Annotated in this window: 21 protein-coding genes; 8 read left to right on the forward strand and 13 right to left on the reverse strand. The window is 50.2% G+C overall.

Annotated features, from left to right (window positions below):
• A partial coding sequence (locus GAP13_RS02570; RefSeq protein ID WP_158905886.1) for a serine hydrolase domain-containing protein occupies positions 1-1,132 on the forward strand: 1,132 nt, incomplete at its 5' end.
• Positions 1,133-1,288: 156 nt separating this feature from the next.
• Here GAP13_RS02570 and GAP13_RS02575 read toward each other — a convergent pair.
• From GAP13_RS02575 to GAP13_RS02595, 5 genes are all read right to left on the reverse strand, one after another.
• Positions 1,289-2,212 (reverse strand): ABC transporter ATP-binding protein, encoded by a 924-nt coding sequence (locus GAP13_RS02575; protein WP_241864273.1) that lies wholly within the window; start codon positions 2,210-2,212, stop codon positions 1,289-1,291.
• A 78-nt stretch (positions 2,213-2,290) separates the two neighbouring features.
• A complete protein-coding gene (locus GAP13_RS02580; RefSeq protein ID WP_158905890.1) occupies positions 2,291-3,304 on the reverse strand; it encodes an ABC transporter ATP-binding protein in 1,014 nt (337 codons plus the stop codon).
• 2 nt (positions 3,305-3,306) lie between these two features.
• Positions 3,307-4,224 (reverse strand): ABC transporter permease, encoded by a 918-nt coding sequence (locus GAP13_RS02585; RefSeq protein WP_222126128.1) that lies wholly within the window; start codon positions 4,222-4,224, stop codon positions 3,307-3,309.
• 14 nt (positions 4,225-4,238) lie between these two features.
• Positions 4,239-5,246 (reverse strand): ABC transporter permease, encoded by a 1,008-nt coding sequence (locus GAP13_RS02590; protein WP_158905892.1) that lies wholly within the window; start codon positions 5,244-5,246, stop codon positions 4,239-4,241.
• A gap of 211 nt (positions 5,247-5,457) precedes the next feature.
• Entirely contained in the window at positions 5,458-7,023 is a 1,566-nt protein-coding gene (locus tag GAP13_RS02595) for an ABC transporter substrate-binding protein (protein WP_158905894.1), read from the reverse strand.
• A gap of 294 nt (positions 7,024-7,317) precedes the next feature.
• On the opposite strand from GAP13_RS02595, the gene GAP13_RS02600 reads away from it, so the two are divergent.
• Entirely contained in the window at positions 7,318-8,214 is an 897-nt protein-coding gene (locus tag GAP13_RS02600; protein WP_158905896.1) for a polysaccharide deacetylase family protein, read from the forward strand.
• Positions 8,215-8,486: 272 nt separating this feature from the next.
• Here the strand turns inward: GAP13_RS02600 and GAP13_RS02605 are convergent, their stop codons facing one another.
• Positions 8,487-9,824, reverse strand: coding sequence for a citrate/2-methylcitrate synthase (locus GAP13_RS02605; protein WP_158905898.1), 1,338 nt, complete (start codon positions 9,822-9,824; stop codon positions 8,487-8,489).
• 168 nt (positions 9,825-9,992) lie between these two features.
• On the opposite strand from GAP13_RS02605, the gene GAP13_RS02610 reads away from it, so the two are divergent.
• The 6 genes from GAP13_RS02610 (at position 9,993) to GAP13_RS02635 (ending at position 17,108) form a co-directional block, all read left to right on the forward strand.
• The gene (locus GAP13_RS02610; RefSeq protein WP_241864274.1) at positions 9,993-11,993 is read left to right on the forward strand and encodes an aconitate hydratase; all 2,001 of its coding nucleotides are present in this window, start codon (positions 9,993-9,995) and stop codon (positions 11,991-11,993) included.
• A 13-nt stretch (positions 11,994-12,006) separates the two neighbouring features.
• Positions 12,007-13,257 (forward strand): isocitrate dehydrogenase (NADP(+)), encoded by a 1,251-nt coding sequence (gene icd, locus GAP13_RS02615; RefSeq protein ID WP_158905900.1) that lies wholly within the window; start codon positions 12,007-12,009, stop codon positions 13,255-13,257.
• A 143-nt stretch (positions 13,258-13,400) separates the two neighbouring features.
• Positions 13,401-14,327, forward strand: a complete 927-nt coding sequence (locus tag GAP13_RS02620; protein WP_158905902.1) for a lipase family protein — start codon at positions 13,401-13,403, stop codon at positions 14,325-14,327.
• A 200-nt stretch (positions 14,328-14,527) separates the two neighbouring features.
• Positions 14,528-14,863, forward strand: coding sequence for a hypothetical protein (locus tag GAP13_RS02625; protein ID WP_158905904.1), 336 nt, complete (start codon positions 14,528-14,530; stop codon positions 14,861-14,863).
• Between the two features lie 139 nt (positions 14,864-15,002).
• Positions 15,003-15,677 (forward strand): response regulator transcription factor, encoded by a 675-nt coding sequence (locus GAP13_RS02630; protein ID WP_158905906.1) that lies wholly within the window; start codon positions 15,003-15,005, stop codon positions 15,675-15,677.
• Positions 15,678-15,680: 3 nt separating this feature from the next.
• Positions 15,681-17,108, forward strand: a complete 1,428-nt coding sequence (locus GAP13_RS02635) for an ATP-binding protein (protein WP_158905908.1) — start codon at positions 15,681-15,683, stop codon at positions 17,106-17,108.
• Positions 17,109-17,125: 17 nt separating this feature from the next.
• Here the strand turns inward: GAP13_RS02635 and GAP13_RS02640 are convergent, their stop codons facing one another.
• The 7 genes from GAP13_RS02640 to GAP13_RS02670 form a co-directional block, all read right to left on the reverse strand.
• Positions 17,126-18,952 carry a glucosidase family protein gene (locus GAP13_RS02640; protein ID WP_158905910.1) on the reverse strand — a complete coding sequence of 609 codons (1,827 nt, stop codon included), beginning with the start codon at positions 18,950-18,952 and terminating at the stop codon, positions 17,126-17,128.
• On the reverse strand, positions 18,949-19,629 hold the full coding sequence (locus GAP13_RS02645) for a PIG-L deacetylase family protein (RefSeq protein ID WP_158905912.1): 681 nt from the start codon (positions 19,627-19,629) through the stop codon (positions 18,949-18,951). Before GAP13_RS02645 ends, GAP13_RS02640 begins: the two co-directional genes overlap by 4 nt.
• Before the next feature lie 4 nt (positions 19,630-19,633).
• A complete protein-coding gene (locus GAP13_RS02650) occupies positions 19,634-20,461 on the reverse strand; it encodes a carbohydrate ABC transporter permease (RefSeq protein ID WP_158905914.1) in 828 nt (275 codons plus the stop codon).
• The gene (locus GAP13_RS02655; RefSeq protein ID WP_158905916.1) at positions 20,458-21,348 is read right to left on the reverse strand and encodes a carbohydrate ABC transporter permease; all 891 of its coding nucleotides are present in this window, start codon (positions 21,346-21,348) and stop codon (positions 20,458-20,460) included. Before GAP13_RS02655 ends, GAP13_RS02650 begins: the two co-directional genes overlap by 4 nt.
• Before the next feature lie 77 nt (positions 21,349-21,425).
• Positions 21,426-22,673 (reverse strand): ABC transporter substrate-binding protein, encoded by a 1,248-nt coding sequence (locus GAP13_RS02660; RefSeq protein ID WP_158905918.1) that lies wholly within the window; start codon positions 22,671-22,673, stop codon positions 21,426-21,428.
• A gap of 11 nt (positions 22,674-22,684) precedes the next feature.
• Complete coding sequence (locus tag GAP13_RS02665; protein ID WP_158905920.1) at positions 22,685-25,114, reverse strand: TIM-barrel domain-containing protein; 2,430 nt, start codon at positions 25,112-25,114, stop codon at positions 22,685-22,687.
• A complete protein-coding gene (locus tag GAP13_RS02670; RefSeq protein ID WP_158905922.1) occupies positions 25,111-25,251 on the reverse strand; it encodes a hypothetical protein in 141 nt (46 codons plus the stop codon). Before GAP13_RS02670 ends, GAP13_RS02665 begins: the two co-directional genes overlap by 4 nt.
• Between the last annotated feature and the right edge of the window lie 26 nt (positions 25,252-25,277).

The raw sequence follows: 25,277 nt of genomic DNA on the forward strand, positions 1-25,277 counted from the left end.
TCACCACCTTCTGACGCATTCTTCGGGCCTTCCGTCTCTTTCGACATCTGAAATTCTTTTGCAGCAGGGGCTTGGGCTGGAGACCGGCGTCCCACTAGCGAGCGCCGAAGATTTCTACCGCTGGGTGAATGGAGCCCAGGATGAAATTTCCGCACTGCCAGGCGAGAGATTTTTTTACAGCAACGAGAGTTACCGAATGCTCGGTCACATCATCCAGACGGTATCCGGCATGCCGTTCTATCAGTTCATCGCTGAAAATATCTTGAAGCCGCTCGGAATGGAACGCAGCACGTTTGTCCGCTCTGAGTATGAGCGCGACGCGGACAAAATGCGCCCCTACTGGGCAAAGCCGGATGGCACGATTGTGCCTGCGGAATTCCCGTATCCGGATATCGGGCTTATCCCGGATTTTTCTTTTATTGTCGCTGCTGGCGGGCTTATTTCCTCGGTCCGCGACATGATGAAATTCTTGAGCGCGAATATGCCGGGCCGCGCTGCCAAGCCCGGGCGCGCAGCGATTTCGGAAAACGTATCACTTACCGGGAACGCTGCGCCCCTTCTCAAGCCGGAGACGCTCGGCAGAATGCAGACAAAGTATATCGACCGCCCAGCCGGTTACTATGGCAGCAATGGCTATGGGTACGGCTGGACGATCACCGACAATTTCCTCGGGCACAAAATGGTCGCCCACGGTGGTTCCATAGAAGTGTCCACCGCCTACGCCGCCTTCCTTCCGGAAAAGCGCATGAGCGTCATGCTCGCCGCGAATTCCTCAGGAATGCCGCATGCGACCATCGCGGAGGGAATCCTGGCCGCCCTCCTTGGGCAAGACCCTTACGAAGCGATTCCAGTCTTCGACATCAAGAAGCGAATGAACCTTCTGGCCGGAACGTATGAAACATACCGCAGCGCTGTCAGCGTGCGGATTTTCGCCAAGGGCGGACTTCTTTACCTTGAACAGAAAAATCCGTTCATCGATTCGGTGGTGCCGCTTATCCCGGAAGACGATTATCTGCGAAATTTTCGATTCTATACACTAACAGAAGGGGTGCGCCTGCCGATAGAATTCCGGGTCGGCCCGAAGGGGATTGACCTCTATATCGAGCGCGATAGATACCACAAAGTCGGCTGAGAGCTGGCGCGCGAGATACAGCGCGTGCTCGGCGCGCATCATGCGCCGGGCGCTTGGCATCAGGCGGGCTTCCAACTGGCGCGTCTAATACAGCGGGCCTCCGTCGGCAATTTTCGCGCGCCTGGTGCAAGGGTGCCCGCCGGACGCCGCCTCTCCCTACGACCCAAGCGGGAAATGGCACATGACCACATGGCCAGGCTGCACTTCAACGACCTCGGGCTCCGCTGTCTTGCATATCTCCTTGGCCTGCGGGCAGCGAGGATGAAATCTGCAGCCCGAGGGCGAATGGATGGGGCTCGGGATTTCTCCATTCAGAATGTGCCCGCTCCAATGCTCGCTTGGAGTAGGAGGCGGCACCGAGTCTATGAGTAGGCTTGTATACGGATGCGCAGTTCTTTTGAAAATATCGTCTTTCGAGCCTGATTCCACGATCTGCCCCAGGTACATCACCGCCACATAATCAGCCATATAGTCAATGACCGCGAGATCGTGGGTTATCAGCATATAGGTCAGAGCAAAATCTTTTTTCAGGTCTTTCAGCATCTTGAGAATGATCGCTTGAACCGAAACATCCAGCGCCGACGTAGGTTCATCCAGAACAATGAATTCCGGCTTGAGCACCAAGGCCCGCGCAATGGCAATCCTCTGCCGCTGCCCACCTGAAAATTCATGCGGATAGCGATACATGTGCTCTTCCCTCAACCCCACCAGCGTGAGAATATCCCGCACACGCGTATCGATTTCCTGGGCGGAAAGCTGAAAATGAATTTGCAGGCCTTCACCGATCAGTTTCTTTACCACTTTTCTGGGGTGGAGAGAATTATAAGGGTCCTGCGAAATGATCTGCATTCTGCGCCGGAAAAGCCTAAGCTCCTGCGTGTTCAGCGAGAGTATGTCGGTATTGTCGAATAGGACTGATCCGCCCGTTGCTTCGATAAGGCGAAGCAGCACGCGGCCAAGCGTCGTCTTGCCCGAGCCGGATTCGCCCACCACGCCGAACACAGTATTTCTTTGAATCGAAAAGCTGCAATCATCAACCGCTTTCACGTACAGCGGCTTGGAATACAGATTTTTCCTCACAGCAAAAAATTTCTGCAGGTGACTTACTTGCAGCAACATATCATCGCTTGTACTTGATTGCATCGCAGTCTGTTCCTCTTACGCATCGTTCTGGTACAAAAAGCATGCGACATGATGCCTGTCTGCCGCCGGCTCTGTTTTGGCTGCCCGGAGCGTTGGTTCCAATGTGTCGCAATCGGGTTTGCGGTACGGGCATCGAGGATGAAAACGGCATCCGCTCGGCGGATCGATCAGATCCGGCACAATTCCGGGAATGCTCTGGAGCTCGTCGGTTCTGCCTATTTTCGGCACCGCGTTCAATAGCCCTTTTGTGTAGGGGTGCAAGGGATTTCTGAAAATCGACTGAACGGACCCATACTCGACGACATTGCCGGCATACATCACCGCGATAAAATCGCAGAACTGCGCCGCAACCCCCATCGCATGCGTGATAAGCAAAACCGCCGTTTGCGTCTCTCTTACCAGCTTATTCAGAAGATTCAGTATCTGCGCCTGAATCGTGACATCGAGGGCCGAAGTCGGTTCATCCGCAATCAGAAGCTTGGGCTTGGACGAAAGTGCCATGGCGATCATTACTCGCTGCGCCATGCCGCCGCTCAATTCATGCGGATACAGGTTCTCAGTCCGCTGCCAATCGAGCCCGACACGCCCAAGCATGTCCCGCATTATTTCGGAGAATGCTCTCTTGTCCGGAATTTGCCCCGCATCCGCCGAACGTCGCTGGCACTCGATATTCTCGACGATCTGCGCGCCGACTTTCATGACCGGATTGAGCGCGGCGACAGGTTCCTGAAAAATCATTGCGATATCTTTCCCGCGGATGCTGTTCAGGTCGTTCTCGGATAACTGCGCCAGGTTCCTACCCTCAAACCAAAGAGCACCGCTCGTTATTTCCCCGGGTTCCTCGATCAGGCGCATAACCGATAAAGCAGTCACCGACTTGCCGCAGCCTGTCTCGCCGACAACGCCCAAACGCTCCCCGTGATTCATCCAGAGCTCGACGCCATTGAGCGCTTTTACTTGCCCCGCATAGGTATTAAACACAACCCTCAGGCCGGAAATGTCAAGCAAATCTCCCCGCTGTTGCTCCATCACTATCTCCTGATCCTCGGGTCGAGAATGTCGCGTATGCCATCCCCGAGCAGATTGAAACCAAGCACGGTGACCGCAATTGCCATGCCCGGAAACGCGGTGATCCACCAATTGTTCATGAGGTAACTGCGCCCATCGCTGACGATCGCCCCCCATTCCGGCAAGGGTGGCTGTGCGCCCAAACCAAGAAAACCCAAGCTGGCCGCGGTGAGAATAATTGTCCCCATTCGCATGGTAAGCTGCACGATAATGGGCGAAATCGACATTGGCAGAACATGAAAAACCATAATTTTTATGTTGCTTGCCCCTACCGCCCGTATTGCTTCAATGTACGGCTGGGAACGAATCTTCATGGCCTCCGCGCGCGCAAGGCGGGCATACACCGTCCATTCCACAAGAGAAATCGCAATAATCGCATTCGTGAGCGTCGGCCGCAAAGCCGCCGCAAAGGCCATTGCCAGCACAAGTCTGGGAAACGCAAGGAATATGTCGGTGATGCGCATAAGAATTTCATCGATAATTCCGCCGAAATATCCGGCGACAATGCCGACAATCAGCCCGATGACAATGCTTATCACCGATATGATGACAATAATGCTCACTTCAATCCGCGTGCCCATGATGACGCGGCTAAGCACATCCCGCCCGAATTGGTCGAGACCAAAAGGATGGGCCGCGCTCGGCGCTTCCAGCTTGCGGGAAAGATCAGTCGCTATCGGGCTATACGGCGCAAGCAGAGGCGCAAACAGCGCAACCAGCAGAAACAGGCATATTATCACTGTTCCGACCAGCGCGAGCGGCGTTTTTTTCCATAGATAGACAGTATGGCGAACATCATCCAGCATTGGCTTTCTTTCGCGCAAGAACTCCCGAAAAGCCGACTGCCCGCTTATTTTTTTGTCCGAAGATGGTTTTCTCATAGTTTCATTGCTCCTCAAGCCCGCATCCTCGGGTCCAAAGCCGCATACAGAATGTCAACAACCAGGTTGACGACCGAGTAAATCAAAGCTATGAAAATGGTGCCTCCACTTATTGCCGGATAATCCAGCGTCAAAAGCGAATTGACAATATATCGCCCCAGCCCCGGCCAGCTGAAAATCGTCTCGGTGAGCACCGCGCCGCTCAAAAGTCCACCAAATTCAAGTCCGATAATGGTTACCACCGGAATAAGCGCATTTCGCAGAGCGTGCCGCAGAATAACGGTTTTTTTAGGAAGCCCTTTGGCCCGCGCCGTGCGGATATAGTTCTGGTGCAGTACATCGAGCATGCTTGCACGCATAATGCGCGCAATTGAAGCCGTACTGCTATAGCCAAGAATAAATGTCGGCAAGATAAGGTGTTTGATTGCATTAAAGAACACATTCCATTCCCCAGTGATGACTGAATCCAACAAAACGAGCCCGGTTACTCTCGTAGGGGAAAGAAACATGTCATATTGACCTCCGCTCGGGAGCCATCCCAAACGATAATAGAAAAACAAAATCAATATCAAACCAAGCCAGAATCCCGGCAATGATATTCCTAATATTGAAAAGACACGAGAAAAATGGTCGATAAACCGGTTCCGAAAAACCGCGGACAAAAGCCCCAACGTCGTCCCCAGCAAGACAGCAAAAATAATCGACGATATGGCGAGTTCGATTGTGGCCGGAAGATACTCCAGAATATCAGTGATGACCGAGCGGCTGCTCACCAGAGAATTGCCGAAATTGCCGCGCAGTACGCCCCCCAGATAATCGAGCAGTTGCATGAATATGGGCTTATCAAGGCCCAATTGATGTCGCATTGCGTCGACAGCCGCGGGCGGCGCATTACCCCCAAGAATGGCTCCTACCGGATCGGCAGGTATGATTCGGGTAACGACAAACACTATGATGAGCACGCCGAAAATGACTACGACCATCAGAATCAGGCGTTTCAGGATAAAGCTACTCAATTCCATCGATGCATTTTTCCTTGTTTGATCGAGTTTGTTCGATGCCCCACTGAACTAAAAATACGCAGTTGCTCCAGCCGCTTTTTGTCGACTGGAGCAACAAAGCCGTCATTTGTCTTTTATAGTAATGGGGGCTTGCCGAAGGCGGCAATGTATCAAAAGCTGCGGTTTTTCGAAAGCTACAATTTTCTGAAAGCCGCGGCCCGGCGCGATCCAATTACTTGCTGATCAGCGTAAAGTTGCAATGCACGTTGTAGCCTTCGAACGCTTTGTCGTAGCCCTTCACTTCCTTTCTTATGCCCCAGTACTCGATAGGCTGATACAGCATCGCAAAGGGGCCGTTGACCTGCCAGTACTGCACGAGATCGATGTACATTTGCGCGCGCTTCTTATCGTTGATTTCCTTGGCGGCAGCAGCGGTCATCGCCGCGGCCTTATCGTCGAGCCAGGCATTTCTCCACGCAAGTTGTTTTACGGTATAGTCGGCAAATGGTTTTGCAAGCGCATCGGCATCGGGATAATCGATTCCCCAGCCAGCCACAATCATTTGCAGGCCCTGGTTGCGATATTTGTCGTACATCTGGGCAGCTGGCATCACAACGATATTGCTCTTGATTCCGATATCGGCAAGATTGGACTGTACAACGACAGCCTCTGCGCGGCGGATGTCCGATTCGCTGGTGACGATTTCCACTTCAAAGCCATTGGGATATCCTGCATCAGCCAGAAGTTTCTTAGCCTTTTCTACATCGCGCTTGTACGGATTGCTCTCTTTGTAGCCAAAATATCCGATCGCAAGGAACTGCTGGTTTTTAATCGCAAAGCCTTCGCGCACTTTGTTGATGATTGCATCGTAATCGATGGCATATTTAACTGCCTGCCGCACCCTGTTGTCCTTAAAAGGACCCCAGCTGGCATTCATTGCCACATATTCCAGCGATTGCGCCGGCGTCGAAATGAGAGCAACATCTTCGCTCTTGTCTCTCAAAGAAGCGGCCTGCTCAACCGTGATCTGCCACGCAACATCGACATCGCCTTTCTTCAGTAACAAATAGCGATCTGAAGCTTCGGGGACGTCGCGCACGATAATTGTTTTGATTGGTGGCTCACCATTGAAGTAGTTCTTGTTCGCAGTCAGAACAATCTGTGTTTTGCGCTTCCATTCCTTCAGGACATAGGCGCCCGCGCCCGCACTGTGATCGGTCAGCCACGCCTGCCCCATGTCGCCACTTACCTCGTGCGCTCGCACTTCCTTTTCATTGAGAACACCACCGATATTTGCCGCAAGCACTGAAAGCACAATGTTCGAAGGGGCGCCATTCGTGACAATGGTGACGGTCGTATCGTTCACTGCTTTGATACTGTCCACGGTAAGTCCCAATGTATCTTTGAACAGCCACGCTGGAGATTTATTGATGGTGATGGCTCGCCGATACGAATATTCGACGTCCGAAGCTTTGACAGGATCGCCATTCGCAAACTTTGCCCCTTTCCGGAGGTAGAACGTCCATGTTTTGCCATCGCTGGATTGTTCCCATTTTTCTGCGAGATCCGGGACAGGCGTAAATGCCCCGTCCACCATTTTCAGCGTGACAAGATTTGCATAGATATTCTTGACATATACAGATGGTTCCACCTCGAAGCACACACCCGGATCAAATGACTTGAATATCTCGCTATTGCTTGCGACGACAAGCGTATCCTTGGGTATGTTCGCCGCCACTGCTACAGAGAGTGCTGCTAGAAATAGCAGCCCTGCAATTGCTTTTCTCTTTCTGTTCATAGATTGCCTCCTAGAGTCGTCCCACCGGCAACGCCGGCTATACGGAATATTTATTCTATTCTATTCGCGCCCAAAGTCAAGCTTGATTACAGCCTGGCAAGCTATGAATTGAAACAAAGTATCAATTCTGCAGCGGATTTGCCGCCATATTATCAAGACTCGATTAAAATTTCCTATTGGTAGAATAGAGAAAAGGGGAAATTTTATCGAGTCTTGACAACTATTTTTCTGGTTTTTTATAGCTTGGCGTGATAAAATTATTTGCTTTTAAAATTTTGACTGAGGTTCATGCAAATGAAAAAGAATCATCTTGTAAAGTTGTCATCTTTGGCGCTGCTGTTTGCCTTCTTCGCGCTGACAAGCTGTGCCACCGCACCCAAGCCCTCCTACCTCGATCCGATTCGCTGGTGGGATCAGGGCCAGCAAGACCCAATCAAAGAGCTTGCCATCGAGACGCCGGAACAGCTCGCAGCGCGCGTTCCGAAGAGGACTGACCCAAAGATTGTTCTGCTCATGTACCACAACATCGTCTTCGGGCGCACAGGCGGCGAGTACAATCGCGACCTCTACAATTTCGAGCACGACCTTGTGTTCCTCAGAAACCGCACGCAGATTATTGGCCTCGATGAACTGCCGGGCATTCAATCCGGCAAGAAAAAGCTCGACACCGACGCATCAATCATCACGTTCGATGACGGCGACCTTTCGATCTATGCAGTTGTTTTTCCTCTATTGAAACAATACGACATCAAGGCAACATTCTTTATCATCACTGATTTTGTGGGAACCACCGGCTATGTCAGCTGGGACCAGCTCAAGCAAATGTCGGATTATCGCAACGCAAAGGGCGAAAAGCTGTTCACTATCGGCTCGCACTCGCTCGATCACAAACGCTTCGACGAAATTCCAGCAGACCAAATCCCGAGGGAGCTTTCAGAATCGAAATTGGCGATAGAGAGCAAGATCGGTGCGCCTGTGAGGTATTTCGCACTTCCTTTCGGCGCCGGCGCGGGCCGCAAAGAGATCATCGAAACCGCAAAAAACCTGGGCTACTGGGGCATCCGCTCTTCGACGACTGGTGCCATGACACCAAGCACCATCGACATGTTCAATATTCCGGCCTTCTATATGACCAACGAGCGAGCCGATATCCTCGCGCAGCAAATTTACGCGAAGTTGTTGGGGCGATAAGCCCGCGCCCCTTCATGATGACGAATGGATTGCTCGACCCCATATTCCCCATCGAAGGCGCCAAGTGCATTGCGGAAGCCGCAGAGCGGGCATATGCCACCACAACATGTGATGGTTTAATCACGGCTAACAACAAGCATTATAAATACATACCGAATCTTGAATGCAGGCGGTTCGAGCCGGAACATAGTTGAAGCAAAAATACAGCCGGGACGGCGGCGCTCACACGTGATATGATTTCGCTCACCGCTCGCCCTGTGTCGCTTGCCTTCTCATCCCCTTTCAGCAAGAGGAACATACGCCAGCCTCGGCTGCACGCATTTATTTGCCGGGCGGATAATACGACCGCCGGCTACTATTTCCTCCATTCGGTGGGCGCACCAGCCTGCCACTCTGCTGATTGCGAAGAGCGGGGTAAATAGTTCTTCGGGGATGCCCAGCATTTGGTAGACAAAGCCCGAATAGAAATCCACATTTGTGCAAATCGGTTTGGTAGAGCCTTTTACTTGCTGAAAAACCGTGGGCACCAGATGTTCAATTGTTCTGTAGAGCTGGAACTCCTTTTCGAAACCCTTTTCTGCTGCCAGCTCTTCCGCCTTGCTGCGCAGCAGCGTGGCACGCGGATCTGAAAGTGTATAGACTGCATGTCCCTGCCCATAAATGAGGCCTGTGCGGTCATACGCCTCGCCTTTCAATAATCTAGCCAGGTAAGCCGCCACTTCTTCTTCGTCTGACCAGTCTTTGACAGAAGCTTTGATATTTTCCATCATACCCATGACTTTGATATTGGCGCCGCCATGTTTGTTCCCTTTTAGAGACCCTACGCCGGCGGCGATAGCTGAATAGGTGTCCGTGTCCGTTGAGGTAATGACGCGAACGGCAAAGGTAGAGTTGTTGCCGCCTCCATGTTCAGCATGGATGATAAGCGCGAGGTCCAATACTTCCGCCTCGAGGCGAGTGAATTTCTGGTCCGGTCGTATGAGGGAAAGAAGCGTTTCAGCAGTCGATCCATTGGCTGCAGGGGTATGAATGAAAAGGCTTTCCCGATCGTAATAATGTTTTTTGGCCATATAGGAATAAGCCACAATAGTAGGGAATCGGGCGATGAGCTCGAGGCATTGGCGCAGCACATTCCCTGGCGACAAGTCTTCCGGATTGGGATCGTAGGCATAACAGGCGAGCACCGAGCGAGCCAGTTTATTCATTATATTGGGGGAAGGAGCTTTCATGATGCTGTCTTCAGCAAAGTTATCGGGCAATGCCCGTTTTTCTCCGAGATACCTCGTAAACGCATCAAGCTCGCTTCTTGTAGGAAGATTCCCGAACATCAAAAGGTAGACAGCTTCTTCGTATCCATATCGATTTTCTTGCTGCGCGTGCTTCACCAGCATTTCGACATCGATACCGCGATAGTACAATTTTCCATCGACGGGCACGCGTTCGCCTTCATCCATGATATAGCCATGAACATCGCCAACCCGCGTAAGCCCAACGACAACGCCGGTACCATTGGCGTTCCTCAGCCCACGCTTGACATCGTAACGGGCGTACAGATCTTCTTCTATTTTGTTATTCTCAAAGATTTTGCTGAGATAATACTGCATATCCATAGGCCCCTCCATGTTTCAGTGCCTGGAAATGCAATGTAATTAAACATTTTTTGCATAATTATGCAATACCTCGCGGCTTGGATATTCCGTATTTTATATAAAATCTATATACTGCAGCCGGTTTGCAATTCTGTAAAGTGAAAATCGTTCGGTTTGCAGGAGGAATATATGGCGGGAATGAATCTGGTTCAGAAGCTCATCAAAAGTCATGCCGTGAATGTATCTTTAGCGGATGCAGAAAGAGGCGCTTCGCTGTCATCGGGCAAGGAAGTGCTGATCAAAATCGATCAGACGCTCACGCAGGATACGACTGGCACCATGGCCTATCTACAGTTCGAAGCCTTGGGTATCGACCATATAAAAACCGAACGATCGGTAAGCTATGTCGATCACAACACGCTCCAGGTCAGCTTCGAAAATGCGGATGACCATAACTACCTTCAGGATGTCTCTGCAAAATATGGAATTATTTTTTCGCGGCCGGGCAACGGGATTTGCCACCAGGTCCATCTGGAGCGCTTTGGCGTTCCGGGGAAAACGCTACTTGGATCCGACAGCCATACTCCCACGGCAGGAGCGCTCGGGATGCTGGCTATCGGAGCAGGCGGACTCGATGTCGCGCTAGCAATGGCCGGTTTTCCGTTTTCTTTTCCTTATCCGAAGATCGTGAGGGTTAATCTCAAAGGAAGGCTCGGGCCAATGGTAAGCGCAAAGGATATTGTTCTTGAAATTTTGCGCAGGCTCACGGTAAAAGGCGGTGTAGGCAAAATATTCGAATATTCCGGCGAAGGTGTGAAAACGCTCACCATTCCGCAGAGAGCGACTATTGCGAACATGGGGGCGGAGATGGGCGCTACCACCTCGGTCTTCCCGAGCGATGAGCAGACAAAACGTTTCCTCGAAGCGCAAGGCCGCGGACAGGATTTTATCCCGCTCTCTGCCGACCCGGATGCAGCATATGACGAGGAAATTGAAATTGACCTTTCGGTACTTGAGCCGCTCATTGCGCTCCCGCATATGCCTGACAAGGTAGTCCCGGTACGGAGCGTTGCCGGAACGCCTGTCGACCAGTGCTTTATCGGAAGCTGCACAAATTCTTCTTATTATGATCTGGCGATGAGCGCTAAAATTCTGAAGGGGCGCCATGTAGCAGAGAAAACCAGTCTGGTTATTGCACCAGGCTCGCGACAGACCCTGCTCATGATCAGCCGCGCAGGCATTCTGACTGACCTGATCGAGGCAGGAGCGCGCATCCTTGAATCCGCCTGCGGGCCGTGCATAGGAATAGGCCAGGCTCCGAGAACAGGCGGCATTTCATTGCGCACGTCCAATCGCAACTTTGAAGGCCGCTCAGGCACAAAAGATGCCTTCGTCTACCTTGTAAGCGCAGAAACTGCGGCAGCTTCCGCCATTATGGGCGTCATTACCGATCCGCGCGACCTGGGCAACATTGAACCCCCTGTTGTGCCCGAACGCTTTGCGGTGGACGATGCTATGATCATCTTCCCGAAGCCGGAAGGGCGTTCTCAGAGCATACGGCGTGGTCCCAATATACTACCTCTTCCCGAATTCAAGCCTATTCCCAACACAATCGAAGGCGAAGTGCTCCTTGTAATGGGCGACAACATTACGACAGACCATATTCTGCCTGCAGGCAGCAAGATCATGTCCCTTCGCTCGAATCTGCCTGCAATTTCGGAATACTGCTTCAGTGCAATCGATCCTTCCTTCCCCAAGAGGGCGCGCGCTGCCTCGGGCGGCATTCTGGTTGCTGGAGAGAATTATGGCCAAGGCTCAAGCAGGGAACACGCAGCTCTGTCCCCGCGCTATCTGGGAGTTGGTACAGTTATCGCAAAATCGTATGCCCGAATCCACCGGCAGAACCTTGTCAACGCCGGCATAGTGCCACTGATTTTTGAAACCCCTCAGGATGCTGAAAAAATCAGGCAGGGCAACAGGCTCGCTATTTTGAACCTTTTCGAGGGCTTGCAAAGCAACAGAATCGAAGTACAGAATCTGACGACGGGCGCCGTATTCATGACAAAGCACGGCCTTTCGGAGCGCCAGATCGAAATTCTGCGCGCAGGCGGTGCGCTCAATGCGGCACGCTGTGAGTTCGAAAAACACAAATATGCAAAATCTGAGACTTCAGACTGCAATTCAGATTAGCAGGAGGCCAACCATGAAAGCGTTTTCCAAGCTGACGGCGCCCACAGAGGGCAGCGCAATCGAGATTGACAAAGGCGGTTCGCTCAAGGTCCCGGATAATCCAATCATTCCTTTCATCGAAGGAGACGGCATCGGCAAGGATATAAGCCCTGTCATGCGCGCGGTCGTTGATGCGGCCGTGCAGAAGGCATATGGCGGCAAAAGAAAAATTCACTGGTTCGAAATTTACGCAGGTGAAAAAGCTCTTTCTGTCTATGGCGAAAATGAATGGCTTCCCACGGAAACCCTTGCAGCTATCCGCGAATACAAAGTAGCGATCAAAGGGCCCCTTGCAACCCCCGTGAGCGGTGGGATTCGCTCGATCAATGTGGCGCTGCGCAGGGAACTCGATTTGTATGCATGCGTCAGGCCTGTGCGCTACTTCCCGGGCGTGCCCTCGCCAATGAAACACCCCGAACGGCTCAATGTGGTCATATTCCGCGAAAATACCGAAGATGTGTATGCAGGCATAGAATGGCCAGCCGGCAGCCCCGAAGCTCGCGCCATCATCGAGACAATCAACGCAACACCACATGAAGGCAGAAAGATCGAGGATATCGCCGCAACCGCCATTGGCATAAAGCCTATAAGCGAAACAGGCTCGAAGCGTCTCATTCGCCGGGCAATCCGGTATGCTCTTGCAATGGGGCTCCCATCGGTCACCCTGGTTCACAAAGGCAATATCCAGAAATATACCGAGGGAGCCTTCCGTACATGGGGCTATGAACTCGCACAAAAAGAATTTTCCGAGCAGACCATCCAGGGGACAGAGGCAGCTCCCGCGCCCGGCAAAGTAGCCATCAAAGATGTCATCACTGATGCCATGTTCCAGGAACTGCTCCTAAGGCCCGAGGAATATTCAGTAATTGCAACGACAAACCTGAATGGAGATTATCTTTCGGACGCATGCGCCGCGCAGGTCGGCGGCCTCGGTATGGCCCCTGGAGCAAATATTGGGGATAATGCTGCTGTGTTCGAAGCGACCCATGGGACGGCGCCGAAATTGGCGGGGCAGAACAAGGCGAACCCCGGTTCGATTATCCTGAGCGCAGCGCTCATGCTTGAGCACCTGGGGTGGAAAGAGGCCGCTGACATGATTCAGAAAGGTATGGTGGGCGCAATTGCCAAAAAGCGCGTGACTTATGATCTGGCCAGCCAGATGGAAGAGGCGACAATGCTTTCTTGTTCTGAATTTGGGAAGGAAATTATAGCCAATATGGAATAGACGCAGCGCGCATTACAGAGATCCAAAGGCCGCACCGAAAAGCTCAAAACCATACACATAAGCTGGCATCCAGATACAATTGTTGCTACAATTTTTGTATGTGCAATTGTCATCAGTTCAAACGGCTGTATTTATTCCTGAGTATGTTGCTTTTCGCGGGGCTTATTGTAAGCTTCATCCCTGCCCAGGAAGCGAGCCCTGCTCCAGCAGCCAAACATGATTCGCTGCAAGCTCTTGGCTTCAACATTACAATAGAAGACCTTGTGCGGCTTCTGGATTTGCAGCGCTCGCTGTTTCTTGACCCTGCAGCCAAAGTGAATACTGACTGGCAAGACAAATTCGACGAGCTTGTTGTCCGGGAAATCCCTGCGACAGCAAATCGCTATGCCTATGCAGTCGATTCGGACCAAGGATTACAGTATGTCGTTATCCGGGGAACGCATAACCTGCGGAATGCCATTCTCGACCTGGAATACTGGAAAGACCGCAGCCCGATTTTGGGCATCAACCTGCACCATGGTTTTGAAAAAGCCGCTCTGGCGGTTTTTAACGATCTCGAGCCGCGCCTCAAACCGAAAATGCCAATCGTTGTTGCAGGGCACTCGCTCGGAGCCGCGGAAGCGATTATCGTAGGAATGCTTTTGACAAAAAATGGATACACAGTGGAGAAAATTCTGGCATCGGGGCCGCCGAAAGTCACCGACGACGAAGGATGGGAGCAATTCGAATCGCTGCCGGTCATTCGAGTTGTGTCGGCCTATGATCCTGTGCCTTTTTTGCCTCCGAAGTCCTTCTATCCCGAAAGCCCCTATACCCAGGCCGGCATGCTCTTGATGCTACTTGACGGCCCCTATGTGACAATCGCCGAACCAACATATTTTGACAACATGCCTGCCGCTTTCAAGGGAGTCCAAAAACTGGATGCTCATTTCGATGTCATCGATCATCGAATCTGGATCTATGCGGACCGCGCCAGAGAAAAACTTGCTGCCCTGGAATATGTGCCCTTTGCCGGCTGGGAGCAATATGCAAAGCCGCGCGGCGATGCAAAAGATGCGCCTAAAAAGTAGCCGGCACTATTCATTTCCTTAACAAGAAATTAGAATCGCGCCGAACCGCCTCGTGCAATACTGCTTTTTTGCACAGCCAGAATTCCCCGATTTATTAAAAAACTCTTATTTTTCTTTCATCCTCTTCTCATATGACCCCTATAGATTTATGTACATGACACGGAGACACCGTGCCAAATACAAATGACGAGGAGGTCATTATGAAAAAGGCGAAAATTGCGATTCTGGCCCTGATGGTCGGACTCATCGGGCTGTTGGGCGTTTCTGCCCAGTCAGCCAGTGCAACCCCGCCGGTTACTGCACCTGCGGCAGCAACATCAACGGCACCCGCTGCTCCTGCAGGTACTGCTCAGGCGGATCAGGAAGGACAGCATGAGTTCGAAGGTGAAGAGAACGACGGCGCAGAATCCCAGGAAGAGAGCGCTTCGGTCGAGAATGACGAAAAAGACGAGAAGAACAAGGAAACCGAAGCCGTGGCGGAGAGTTCCGAATCTCAATCGGCTGCAGATACTGACAATATCGAAGTCCAGGAGTAATTCGGAGATAGCCGATTCGGCAGCCTGATACTGCCGAATTCAGGGCGGCCAAACGCGATGAGCAAATGGCCGCCCTCTTTTTGCGTTTTCTGTCCGGGCTGGACACTGAAAGAACAATAATTTTATAGTATCAACAATTATGCGCATTCTTGTCGTTGAAGATGAAAAGAGTATTGTCGATTTCCTTTCGCAGGGCTTGAAAGAATCGGGCTATGCAGTTGATATTGCAAACGATGGGCAGACAGGCCTCGATTATGCGCTCGCCACCCAGTACGATGTCATTCTGCTCGATGTCATGCTCCCGAAATTGAATGGTTTTGCAGTGGTAAGGGAATTGCGGCGGGCGAGTATCAAAACTCCTGTCATCATGTTGACTGCCCGGAGTACGGTGGATGACAGGGTCCATGGCCTTGACGCCGGTGCAGATGATTACCTTGTAAAGCCTTTTGCGTTTGCGGAATTGCTTGCTAGAATCAGAGCACTTTTGCGAAGACCGAGCATCAGCACAGATACCGCCATTTCATTTGGAGATATCGAGCTCGATACCATCAAGCACGAATTCCGCCGCAGGGGAGAACGTATCGAACTGAGCGGACGCGAATTCAGTATCCTTGAGTATTTCATGCGCAACCCTGGCCAAGTGCTTACGCGAACTCAGATAGCGGAGCATATCTGGAATTTCGATGCCTATGCCGGATCCAACGTAGTTGATGTCTATATCGGCTATCTAAGAAAGAAAATCGATGAAGATCCCTCGCACAGCTACATTAAAACAATTCGGGGTGTCGGCTATCGCTTTTCTCCGGAAGGATAGCATATGTCAAAATTCCACAGGTCTTTTTCATTCAGATACAGACTCACCTTGTGGTATATTGCCGTTTTCAGCATTTCTCTGCTGGCATATCAGACATTCAGCTATTTCGAGCTCAAAGCAAACCTTATTTCTCAGATGGACGCTGGGCTCTTGTCTGCCATGGACCAGACCATCCAGAATCTGGATGTCGAAAACGGCAATTTAGCTCTCCAAAACGTCGAAAAAACGCCTATAAAGCCACTATCCGAGACGCAGACTGCCCTGAGAATTCGCATTCTCGATGCGGACGGCAATGTCATCTATTCTGCGAGCGGCTTCCCGGCCATCCCCATACATCAGAGCGCACTGCATGCTCTCGGAGACCACTCGAAGCCAATCTATCAAACGATACAATTGGGGACAGAGCACTACAGGGTGGTCACCGCAGTGCTCATTATTGCGGGCACTCAAACGAAAAATTTCCTGCAAATCGCCAATTCCTTGTCCAATATAGATAAAGAGCTATCGAGCTTTATCGTGCGATTTCTGGTCGGTTTGCCTTTCATACTGCTCATAGCCGCTGCAGGTGGGCTGTTTCTGGCCAATACCGCGCTGAAACCGATTGTCGAAATGAAGAATCTTGCTGAACATGTGCGGGAGGACAGGCTGTCCGACCGCCTTCATTACCAAGGGCCGAGCGATGAATTTGGAAGCCTCGCCGCTACCTTCGACTCGATGCTGGACAGGCTTGAGGCTTCGTTTGCGCGAGAAAAGCGTTTTTCCGCTGATGCAGCCCATGAACTGAAAACACCGCTTACCGCACTCAAAGGCAAGCTGGAAGTGGCGCTTTCGCGGCCACGAACTGCCAAAGAATACGAAGAAGCCTTGACCAACATGAAAGGGGATGTCGAGCGATTGATATCCCTGAGCGCAGATCTCTTATTGCTTTCAAGGATGGGGAATGTTGCTCTCTCATCCAGAGCCGAAAAAATCGATGTGGGCGAGCTTCTGGATTCCTGTGTCGACCAGATTATCACGGCCTTTCCGGACAAACATGTCACGGTAAAAAGGGATTACGAACATCATGTGGAAATTGAGGGCGTTCGCGATTATCTCGTGCGACTGTTTCTCAACATTCTGGACAATGCGGTCAAGTTCTCGAATACTGAGGTCATGCTCTCAATCTCAATAAAGCAGGTACAGGCGCGAAAGGCAGCCGTTATAGAGATCAGCGACAATGGACATGGAATCCCCAAGAGCGAAATTCCTTTTCTTTTTCAGCCTTTTTACAGGGTGGAAAGCGATCGATCCCGGCTTCACGGCGGCGCTGGTCTTGGCCTTGCAATAGCCCATGAAATAGCCGAAGCCCATGGCGGGCAGATCGAGATTTCGAGTGCGGTGGGTGAGGGGACGAGAGCCACAGTGGCGTTGCCTCTCAGTTTGAAACAATGATCGGTTCCAGATACGCCTTACAGAAGCTTTTTCTTTTTCGCCTCATATATCGCTCTGAGGCTGAGGCTGCTCCATGCTTGTAAAGGGGACCCTCTGCCAAATGGTGGAGAAAAGTACTCGACTGGTTCTGGCCATCCTTGCTCGAGCCCATATTCCCACCAACGTGTCAAGGCATATTGATAATCTGGATCGTTCCGCTCCACAAGAATCCAGGCCAAAAGTCCGTCCCAATATGGCCAATCTGCACCGTTGTGATACCGATAAGGGAATAAGGATTTACCTCTTCTTTTTGTACGCGCCGAATATCCAGGAAAAACCGACATGACTCCCCAATCGCCGAATGGCTGTGCTTGATTATTCCTTGTAAAGAGGAGTTGTTTCACCGCCTTGAGGATTTTTCTTGATTGTTCTTCTGTGGCCAAGCCGAAATGAATTGCGGTAATGGTTTCTATTGCCAAATGTGTTTCTGCATAGCCATCTGACTGCACAAATTCAGCAAAATAGCCTTTATCATCAAGCCAAAGGCGCTTGGCAGCGGCGCGGCGCAGTGCCTGCGCACGTGCAGCGAAAGCCCCATCGAGCCTTGAAGCTTTTGCGAGCGCCCCATAATAAAGTGCCACATCGTAGGTAACTGCCCCTTGTCTGAATACATTGTCTGCCCAATCCCGGTCGTGAAATGGTTTTACAGGAACTCCATCTGCGTCTTCCAAAGCCTTGTATCCGGAAAAGATAGTGCGGATTTTTTCCAGAATGGTTTGGCCAGTACCTTCATCCAAAATAGACCAGTCAGCAGTGAAATCAATATAGTCGAAAACCAGATTGACAAAAAATAGCGGTGAATCAAAGTGATCCGACCACCAATCGAGCGGCCGTACATGATCGCGAGCCAAAGCTGGGTCAGCTTTCTTGCGCTCTTCCCAATACCGCATACCTGCATCGGTAGGGAAAATCAGGCCTGATGGCGCTTCACCATTCTCATACACGCCTTTCTCGAGAAAAAGGATCTGCTGCCTCACGATGTCGGGCGTAAATGGCAGAAGCGCCAGGCATGTCCAGTACGAATCCCTGAAATAGCTTCGAGCAGGAATGGAGTAGCCTATGCCGGCCGCAATTCCCGCAAAATTCCCGGAATCGTCGCTTTTTACGCAGGAGAATGCCGCATGAAAGCAGTGGATTGCCTGAGTGGTACAGGAATGTTCCGAAAGCTTATGGTGCGCCAATTTCGACATGTACTGCTCGGCGGGGATAGAGCGAGCCACAAACGCGTTTGCTTCGGAAGGATTGTGTATATGCGACTTGAGCTTTTCAAGCGCCCTTTTGGTTTCTTGGGCCGAACCAATCACAAAAAAGGAAACGCGTAGTTTTTTGCCTTGAGAATCATGCACGCTATTTTCATAATATATATAGAGCTCTTCATGTATCGCCGACAGCCTCGCGCTCTCTCCAAAAATGAATGATGTATGTATCTGTTTGCCGCTTTCTGTTTGCCATAGATAATTCTTTGCAGGTACGAATGTTATGTTCTGATCCAACGGATCGCCACGGCTCTCCTGATACACAACAATAACCGGCTCATCCACCATCGCAGACAATCGCACGGTGCGTGTTTCGCTTTTCAGTTCCAGCACATTAGGAGAAACGCGATATTCAACAAAGCTCCTGCGCCCCACGGCGCGCTCTGCTGCTCTTACATACAATGAGCCTATTTTGCCCGCACCCCACAGCGCAATTTCCAGAGCGCCCCGATGATTGAAAAACCCCTGCAAACGGCTCCCCGAAAACGGAAGAAGAAAAGGAGCATCGCCCGCGAGCCACCCATTGCCGATATCGTGTAATCGACTCATAGCTTTTCAAGCAAACCCAGTGATGAGGTAAGCACGAGCGGTTCGGGGGTAAAAAAAGGCTCAGCATAGAGAGCGCCGATTGATGCGCCCCACAGTGCGTTGAAGGCCAATACATTTTTCACGATTTCGCTCTGTGAAGCGTGACACGAAAGCGCCTTCTGTTTTTCTTCCGCAAAAGCGCTGATATCGACAAGAAGTGCCGGCTTGTGCGCCCGCAATACATCTGTGGAAAATTGCAGCATTCGAGGCCTCTCGATGCGGTCTTCTCCATGGCGGCTTCTTCTGTTGGCAAGCGCCCAGGCTGCATCGACAATTTGCCAAACAAGCCGATGATCAGGGTGCCAATCGTCAGGCGAATGTGTCAAAATCAGACCGGGCCGCATTTCGACAAGGAGCTTTTCAATCAATTCTGCAGTTCTTTCGAATGGAATATGCAGATCCTCCATACCTAGAAAATGCAGCGCATCTATTTTAAGAACGAAGGCGGCATTTTCAGCTTCCCTTTTCCTCTGGCTGACATCGCCAGAAGCCCCGGCAGATCCATCGGATATGCAGACAATTCCCGTACGATAGCCTCTGTTCTTGGCTGCCAGAAGAAAGCCGCCTGCGCCGATTTCTGCATCATCGGGATGCGCGCCAATTACAAGGACGTCAATTCTCTCGATTGATGACGGCATCCAGCTACCCCTTCAGCCCTGTCATGCTTATTCCTTTTATGAAATATTTCTGAAAAATCAGAAAAATGATGAGCGTCGGGATAATCGAAAGTGTCGTCATTGCGAGAAGGTCTCCCCATCTAACTGCATATTGCCCGACAAAATTGGCAAGCGCGAGTGGGACCGTCCGTTTCTTGTCGTCATTGATCACGAGAAATGGCCAGAGGTAATCATTCCAGCGCCAGACAAAGCTGAATATTGTCAGTGTCGATATGGCTGGCACCGATAGCGGCACAATTAGCTTTGTAAAGATTTGATATTCATTTGCCCCATCGATCTTTGCCGCTTCTAAAAGCTCATCGGGGATACTGCGCATATGTTGCCGCAGAAGGAAAATACCTGTCGGCGTAGCCGCCGGCGGAATAATTATGCCGATAAATGTGTTGATAAGCCCATATCCCTTCAAGGTCAGAAACATCGGAATCATGATTATTTCGAGCGAAAACATCAATGTCGCCATCACACCAATAAAAAGAACATCCCTCCCGGGAAACTTGAATTTCGCAAAACCATAGCCCGCCATAGTGCTGATAATCACGGTTATAATTGTGCTCGTTATGGTCACGTAGGCGCTGTTGACGAAATACTGGGTAAAGTTGCCGAATTTCAAGCCACTTTTAAAATTGTCGAGCGTAAAATGTACAGGAAGTATCCTTGGAGGGTTGAGAAACAGCTCGCTCTCCCCCTTGAATGCGCTGATAACAACCCAGAGCATCGGGAAAAAGAAAATAACAGCTACAACAATCACAATCACATATTTCAAAAATCCGATGAGAACCTTTCTGCTTTTCATACGGATTCTTCCTTGCTGAGTTTGAATTGGGCAATAGACAATAGCAACATTACAAAGAAAAACACAACTGATTGCGCTGCGGCATAACCGACACTCAGTGGCTTTGAAAATGCTTCTTCATAGATATTCTGTACCAGGAACGCAGTCGCGCGCCCGGGTCCGCCCGAGGTGAGCACGGTAACGAGCTGGTACACTTTGAATGCATTGATGGTAGACAGCACCAGCACGAGCAGTGTCGTGGGCCTGAGTAAAGGCAGAGTGATCCCCGAAAACTGCTGCCATTTGTTTGCACCATCTATCCTGGCGGCTTCGTAGTAAGAATCAGGTATGGTATTGAGGCCACCAATAAAAATGACCATAAAAAATCCAGTCTGTGCCCATATGGAGACAACAATCACTGAAATAAACGCCCGCGCGTTGTCAATGAGCCAGGGTTGTTTATCTATATGAAAAAGGGTCAGAAAATAATTCAAAATGCCAGTGTCATACCCCAGAATCCAGCGCCACGCGATACCGATGATTATGGGGCTTATCATCGACGGCCAATACACCATTGCGCGTGCAATGCCGACCCCATGTATTTTCTCTTGCAAAAGCAAGGCCAGCGACAGTGATACAACCATAATGGACGGCACCGTGATCAGCGTAAACAGAATTGTCTTTCCGAAGGCTGTCAGAAACCGCGGATCCGACACAAGCTTCTGGTAATTGAAGAGCCCTACAAATCTTGAACGGAGCGCAGGAATGTCCTGCCGCACTATAATGCCACGGGTAAAAAGAGATTGCAAAAACCCTTCCATTGCCGGCACAACAATAAAAAGCAAGAAAATAAGTATTGCCGGCGCAATGAAAATATAGGGTGCTATCGGTATTTTTCTTTTGCTCATAGGCTCTCGCATGAAGCGAAGGAAGTAGCTTTGCGCCGCCTCCTTCGCCAAGCAATAAAATTATATTTTCTGAAAGGCTACTTTCCGTAGACTATGCGGAGAGAATCTTCGATCTGGGCATTGATGGCTGCAGCCGCCTGCTCAGCAGTCTTGGTTTTTGTCAGCACAGCGATGACATTCTCCTTTACCGTGTTCCAGACATAGCCCATAACCGGGTTCGCAATATCGGTGCTTGCGGGCAGCGGGCTGATAGCAAGCTCGTAGGCCAAATTGTTCAAAGCCGAAGAAGCCTGCGCATTGCCATAATTGATGGTGCCGGTATCGGTCCTCGACGCAATGGTCATAAGCGACTTGGCATAGTCACTGTTATTCTCTTTTGAAGTAAAGAACTTGATGAAGTCAGCTGCAATATCCGGATATTTGCTCGTGGAAAATGCTGAAACGAACTTGTATCCGAGAACGCTCGATCGTGTGGTCACGTAAGGGTTTGGCCCTGCAGTCCACTCGAAATTCTTGATATTATCGAGCATTGCCTTGACTTGCCAGCTGCCGCTCATCCAAGCAACCGCCTGCCCGCTGAAGAACATATCCCGCGGATTTTCCGAGCCGATCCAGATACTCTTCGGAATGTACCCCTTATCGAACATGTCAGCAAATCCGCGGAGCGCTTGAATTGCTGCAGGAGAGTTGAAATTGCTCTTGCGGCCGGTCGAATCGTAAAAAGAACCGCCATTCTCGAAAAGATAGGTAGACCAGCGATGCGGAGTGACATCCCATACCAGAGCATACAGCGCTCCAGTTTTCTTTTTCACATCAGAAATTGCCTGCAAGAACTCATTGTAGGTCCAGGCTTTTTCTTTGGATGGAATAGCGACACCAGCCTTGTCAAATAAGGTCTTGTTGAGAATAATGCCATTTGCGGTCACATCGAGAGGAGCTCCCAGAATTCTCCCCTCTCGATTGAGGGCAGCGGCGACGCCCGGGATAAATGGTTTCAAAAAGTCCTTGCCGTGATATTTCGAAAGGTCAAGGATAAAAGGCTCGATTTCCGGTCGAATATCTGTCAGCTTGACGATGTCCGGCGGATTATTGCCCGCGACGAGCTGAGTAAGCCGAGTGAACAAGTCATTGTAGGCAACAGTATTCACCTTGATTGTCACGCCGGGATGGGAAGTGGAATATTCCGCTGCCTTTTTGTTCAAAAACTCCAGCTCTGATGGATCGTCATAGAACCATAGAGCTGTCAGCTCTTTTTGCGCCTGACCAAACGCAAAAATTCCAACTACAAGCAAAAAAATGCTTGCCAACAGAAACCGTCGTTTCATAGTATGCCTCCCTATAGTAATGCCGAACTCCAAGAGTCCGGTAGTTTTACAATACGAACGCTCTCGGTTTGGCCCTTGCTGAATAACTTCATTGTGCATTCGCTGTTCGTGCTTGCGCCTGCCGGTGAATCATAAAATCCGTAGCCCGGCGGCAGGCTCAGCACCAATGTTCTTGGCTTTGGTGCATTGTGCGCCTGACTTTTCATGGTGATGGAAAGCTGCATGCTAGTGTCCCCAAGCTTGTGCTGGACAAATTCAAAGCAGTTATAGCTTCCATCCTGCATTTCGCTCAGACCATCGTCTTCGTACACATGGAAAACCTTTGATTGGGTCAACTCCGCCGGAATGGGGATAATAAGCACATGCACGCTGTCGCTATAGCCTTCGAGCGGCCCCGATTGCCTGCTCTCAAACGGGATGGCCGAGCCTGCCCGGAAGAAAAACAGAGGCTCTTGTTCTGGGTATTGCATCTGGACTGTGCTCCCGCCCCAGTACCAAGTCGCAAGGTCTGAAGAAAGCCACATAGTGCCTTGGGGAAAACGGCAGTCAATGGTATGTTCCCCGACTGATTGGGGCGGTACAACAAGCAGCGCATCGCCAACCAGATGATTGGCTGAATCGACATCGAGAGAATCGTCACTGAAAAACTCGAGCCACAAGGGGATTTCAAGAGGCACTGATTCCAGGACTGAACGAATGGCAGAAGAATATATGTAAGGAAGAAACTTGTAGCGCAGCCTGATGAGCCCACGAATCGCATCGAGAATCTCGGGGTACAGCCACGGTTCGGTTGGAATGCCGTCCGGATTCCAGGAATGCATTATAAAGCGAGGCTGAAAAACTGCACTCTGACACCATCTGAGAAGAAGATCCTTCCCCGGCCGAGGGCCATAGAATCCTCCGATATCGTGACCATAGAAAAAAAGACCGGAAAGCCCCAGATTGAAGCCCATTGGAATGTTCATAATCATGGACTTTTCGTCAGATACATTATCTCCTGTCCATGTTGAAGAAAATTTCTGTATCCCGGTAAAGCCAGACCGCGAAATAACCCATGGCCGCTTGCCTGAAAACACTTCCTGCGAGGCTTCGTAACTTGCTTTCGACATGAGAACAGGGAGGGTCTTCGTCATTTGGATTTCGTCATCTTCCAGCTCGAATTCATTGTTATCATTCCATATGCCTAGAATGCCCAATTCCAGAAATGCCTTTTTAATCTGTTCTTTCCACCAGTTGTAGGCTCTTTCATCGGAAAAATCGATGAGTGACGCATAGTTGCCCCAGTAGTATTCGACTGCTGCCTCTCCCAATGTATTTTTGATAAAATATCCTTTGGTCTTGAGCGCTTCATACCACGGATGGTCCAGCAAAAAACCTGGTTTGACATTACAGCAAAGTCGGTAACCCCGCTCTCTAATAGATTGAATGAATTCTTTGGGATTTGGGAATTTTGCTGTATTCCACAAAAAGGTATAGCGACGGCCATTTTCTGCTTTGATATAACCGGAAGAAAGATACATGCCTTCACAAGGAATTCCATATTCTTCAACTTTTTGGAAATATTCCAATATTTTTTGTTGTGCATCTTTTGGCTCGGCATATGACATCGATGAACCAAAAAAACCGAAGGCGAATTTTGGAGGCAGCGCCGGTGTGCCAACTAATGTCAGATAATGTGCGAGAATTTCTTTATAGGTATCACCGACAAACACAATATATGCGTAAGGGCCTTTTGCCATTGATACTGCAGTATAAAAATTGCTTTCAACAAGAAAATCGATTTCCTCGACCGCCTCAGACGGGAAATACACGCCGGCGATTGTCGAATGGCGCCTGCTCTCCTGAAAATAAAACGGAATCGAAATATAGAGGGGGTCGGAATATTCTGGTTCGTATCCCAACGCATCGCGGTTGAATATTTTGAAGCGCCGGTAGGCTTTATTGAGTTTCCCTGTCTTTTCTCCCAGACCAAAAAAGATATCGTCCGGTTCGGATCGAAAATTGAACTGAGCTGGCCATTCCTCGCCAATTCCCTGATGTTCTGCCTTCTGCGACTCGTATCGTATTCTGAGAGGAAATTTCGGAAGCACGGTGTCACTATTCCCTATTGTGCCGCCAAAGGCCAAGTTATTTTTCCAATAGACACTGACCACAGCGGTTTCTTTCAATACTTCAAGCCTCGCATCGTTCTGCACAAAGACAAATCTATCTTCCAGCTCTTTGATCGATTCGAAATTGCAGCAGTTTATCGTGGGGACATCAAATTCGCTTGCAAGATTTTGGTCAGCTTCAGAATTCAAATCTCGCGAAAACCCAATCTTGTATTCAATATGAAAAAAATTCAAAAACGGCGTAATGAAAAGCGCACCATTCTCGCCGTAGATTTCGGCCTTGCTGTTGCGAATAGAAAGCTTGGATAGATGCTTGATCTCAAGTTTCACACACGCTCCTTGCTTGGGTAATCAAAAGGTTTTGATGATTGAATTGTAGGATCGTTTTTCCCGCCTGTCAAGGCTAAAAATAAAATTCTTTCTGGAGCTTCAAAAAAGGAATTTCCGCCTGTAAATATGATATACATAGAACATCATTTTCATTTATTATTGG

The sequence above is a fragment of the Rectinema subterraneum genome, from assembly GCA_009768935.1.
Taxonomy (GTDB): Bacteria; Spirochaetota; Spirochaetia; order Treponematales; family Rectinemataceae; genus Rectinema; species Rectinema subterraneum.

Coding starts and splice junctions, on each gene's coding strand:
- GAP13_RS02580 (WP_158905890.1), bottom strand. CDS start 3,304: ATGGAGCAACAGCGGGGAGATTTGCTTGACATTTCCGGCCTGAGGGTT.
- GAP13_RS02585 (WP_222126128.1), bottom strand. CDS start 4,224: ATGAGAAAACCATCTTCGGACAAAAAAATAAGCGGGCAGTCGGCTTTT.
- GAP13_RS02590 (WP_158905892.1), bottom strand. CDS start 5,246: ATGGAATTGAGTAGCTTTATCCTGAAACGCCTGATTCTGATGGTCGTA.
- GAP13_RS02595 (WP_158905894.1), bottom strand. CDS start 7,023: ATGAACAGAAAGAGAAAAGCAATTGCAGGGCTGCTATTTCTAGCAGCA.
- GAP13_RS02600 (WP_158905896.1), top strand. CDS start 7,318: ATGAAAAAGAATCATCTTGTAAAGTTGTCATCTTTGGCGCTGCTGTTT.
- GAP13_RS02605 (WP_158905898.1), bottom strand. CDS start 9,824: ATGGATATGCAGTATTATCTCAGCAAAATCTTTGAGAATAACAAAATA.
- GAP13_RS02610 (WP_241864274.1), top strand. CDS start 9,993: ATGGCGGGAATGAATCTGGTTCAGAAGCTCATCAAAAGTCATGCCGTG.
- icd (WP_158905900.1), top strand. CDS start 12,007: ATGAAAGCGTTTTCCAAGCTGACGGCGCCCACAGAGGGCAGCGCAATC.
- GAP13_RS02620 (WP_158905902.1), top strand. CDS start 13,401: ATGTTGCTTTTCGCGGGGCTTATTGTAAGCTTCATCCCTGCCCAGGAA.
- GAP13_RS02625 (WP_158905904.1), top strand. CDS start 14,528: ATGAAAAAGGCGAAAATTGCGATTCTGGCCCTGATGGTCGGACTCATC.
- GAP13_RS02630 (WP_158905906.1), top strand. CDS start 15,003: ATGCGCATTCTTGTCGTTGAAGATGAAAAGAGTATTGTCGATTTCCTT.
- GAP13_RS02635 (WP_158905908.1), top strand. CDS start 15,681: ATGTCAAAATTCCACAGGTCTTTTTCATTCAGATACAGACTCACCTTG.
- GAP13_RS02640 (WP_158905910.1), bottom strand. CDS start 18,952: ATGAGTCGATTACACGATATCGGCAATGGGTGGCTCGCGGGCGATGCT.
- GAP13_RS02645 (WP_158905912.1), bottom strand. CDS start 19,629: ATGCCGTCATCAATCGAGAGAATTGACGTCCTTGTAATTGGCGCGCAT.
- GAP13_RS02650 (WP_158905914.1), bottom strand. CDS start 20,461: ATGAAAAGCAGAAAGGTTCTCATCGGATTTTTGAAATATGTGATTGTG.
- GAP13_RS02655 (WP_158905916.1), bottom strand. CDS start 21,348: ATGAGCAAAAGAAAAATACCGATAGCACCCTATATTTTCATTGCGCCG.
- GAP13_RS02660 (WP_158905918.1), bottom strand. CDS start 22,673: ATGAAACGACGGTTTCTGTTGGCAAGCATTTTTTTGCTTGTAGTTGGA.
- GAP13_RS02670 (WP_158905922.1), bottom strand. CDS start 25,251: ATGTATATCATATTTACAGGCGGAAATTCCTTTTTTGAAGCTCCAGAA.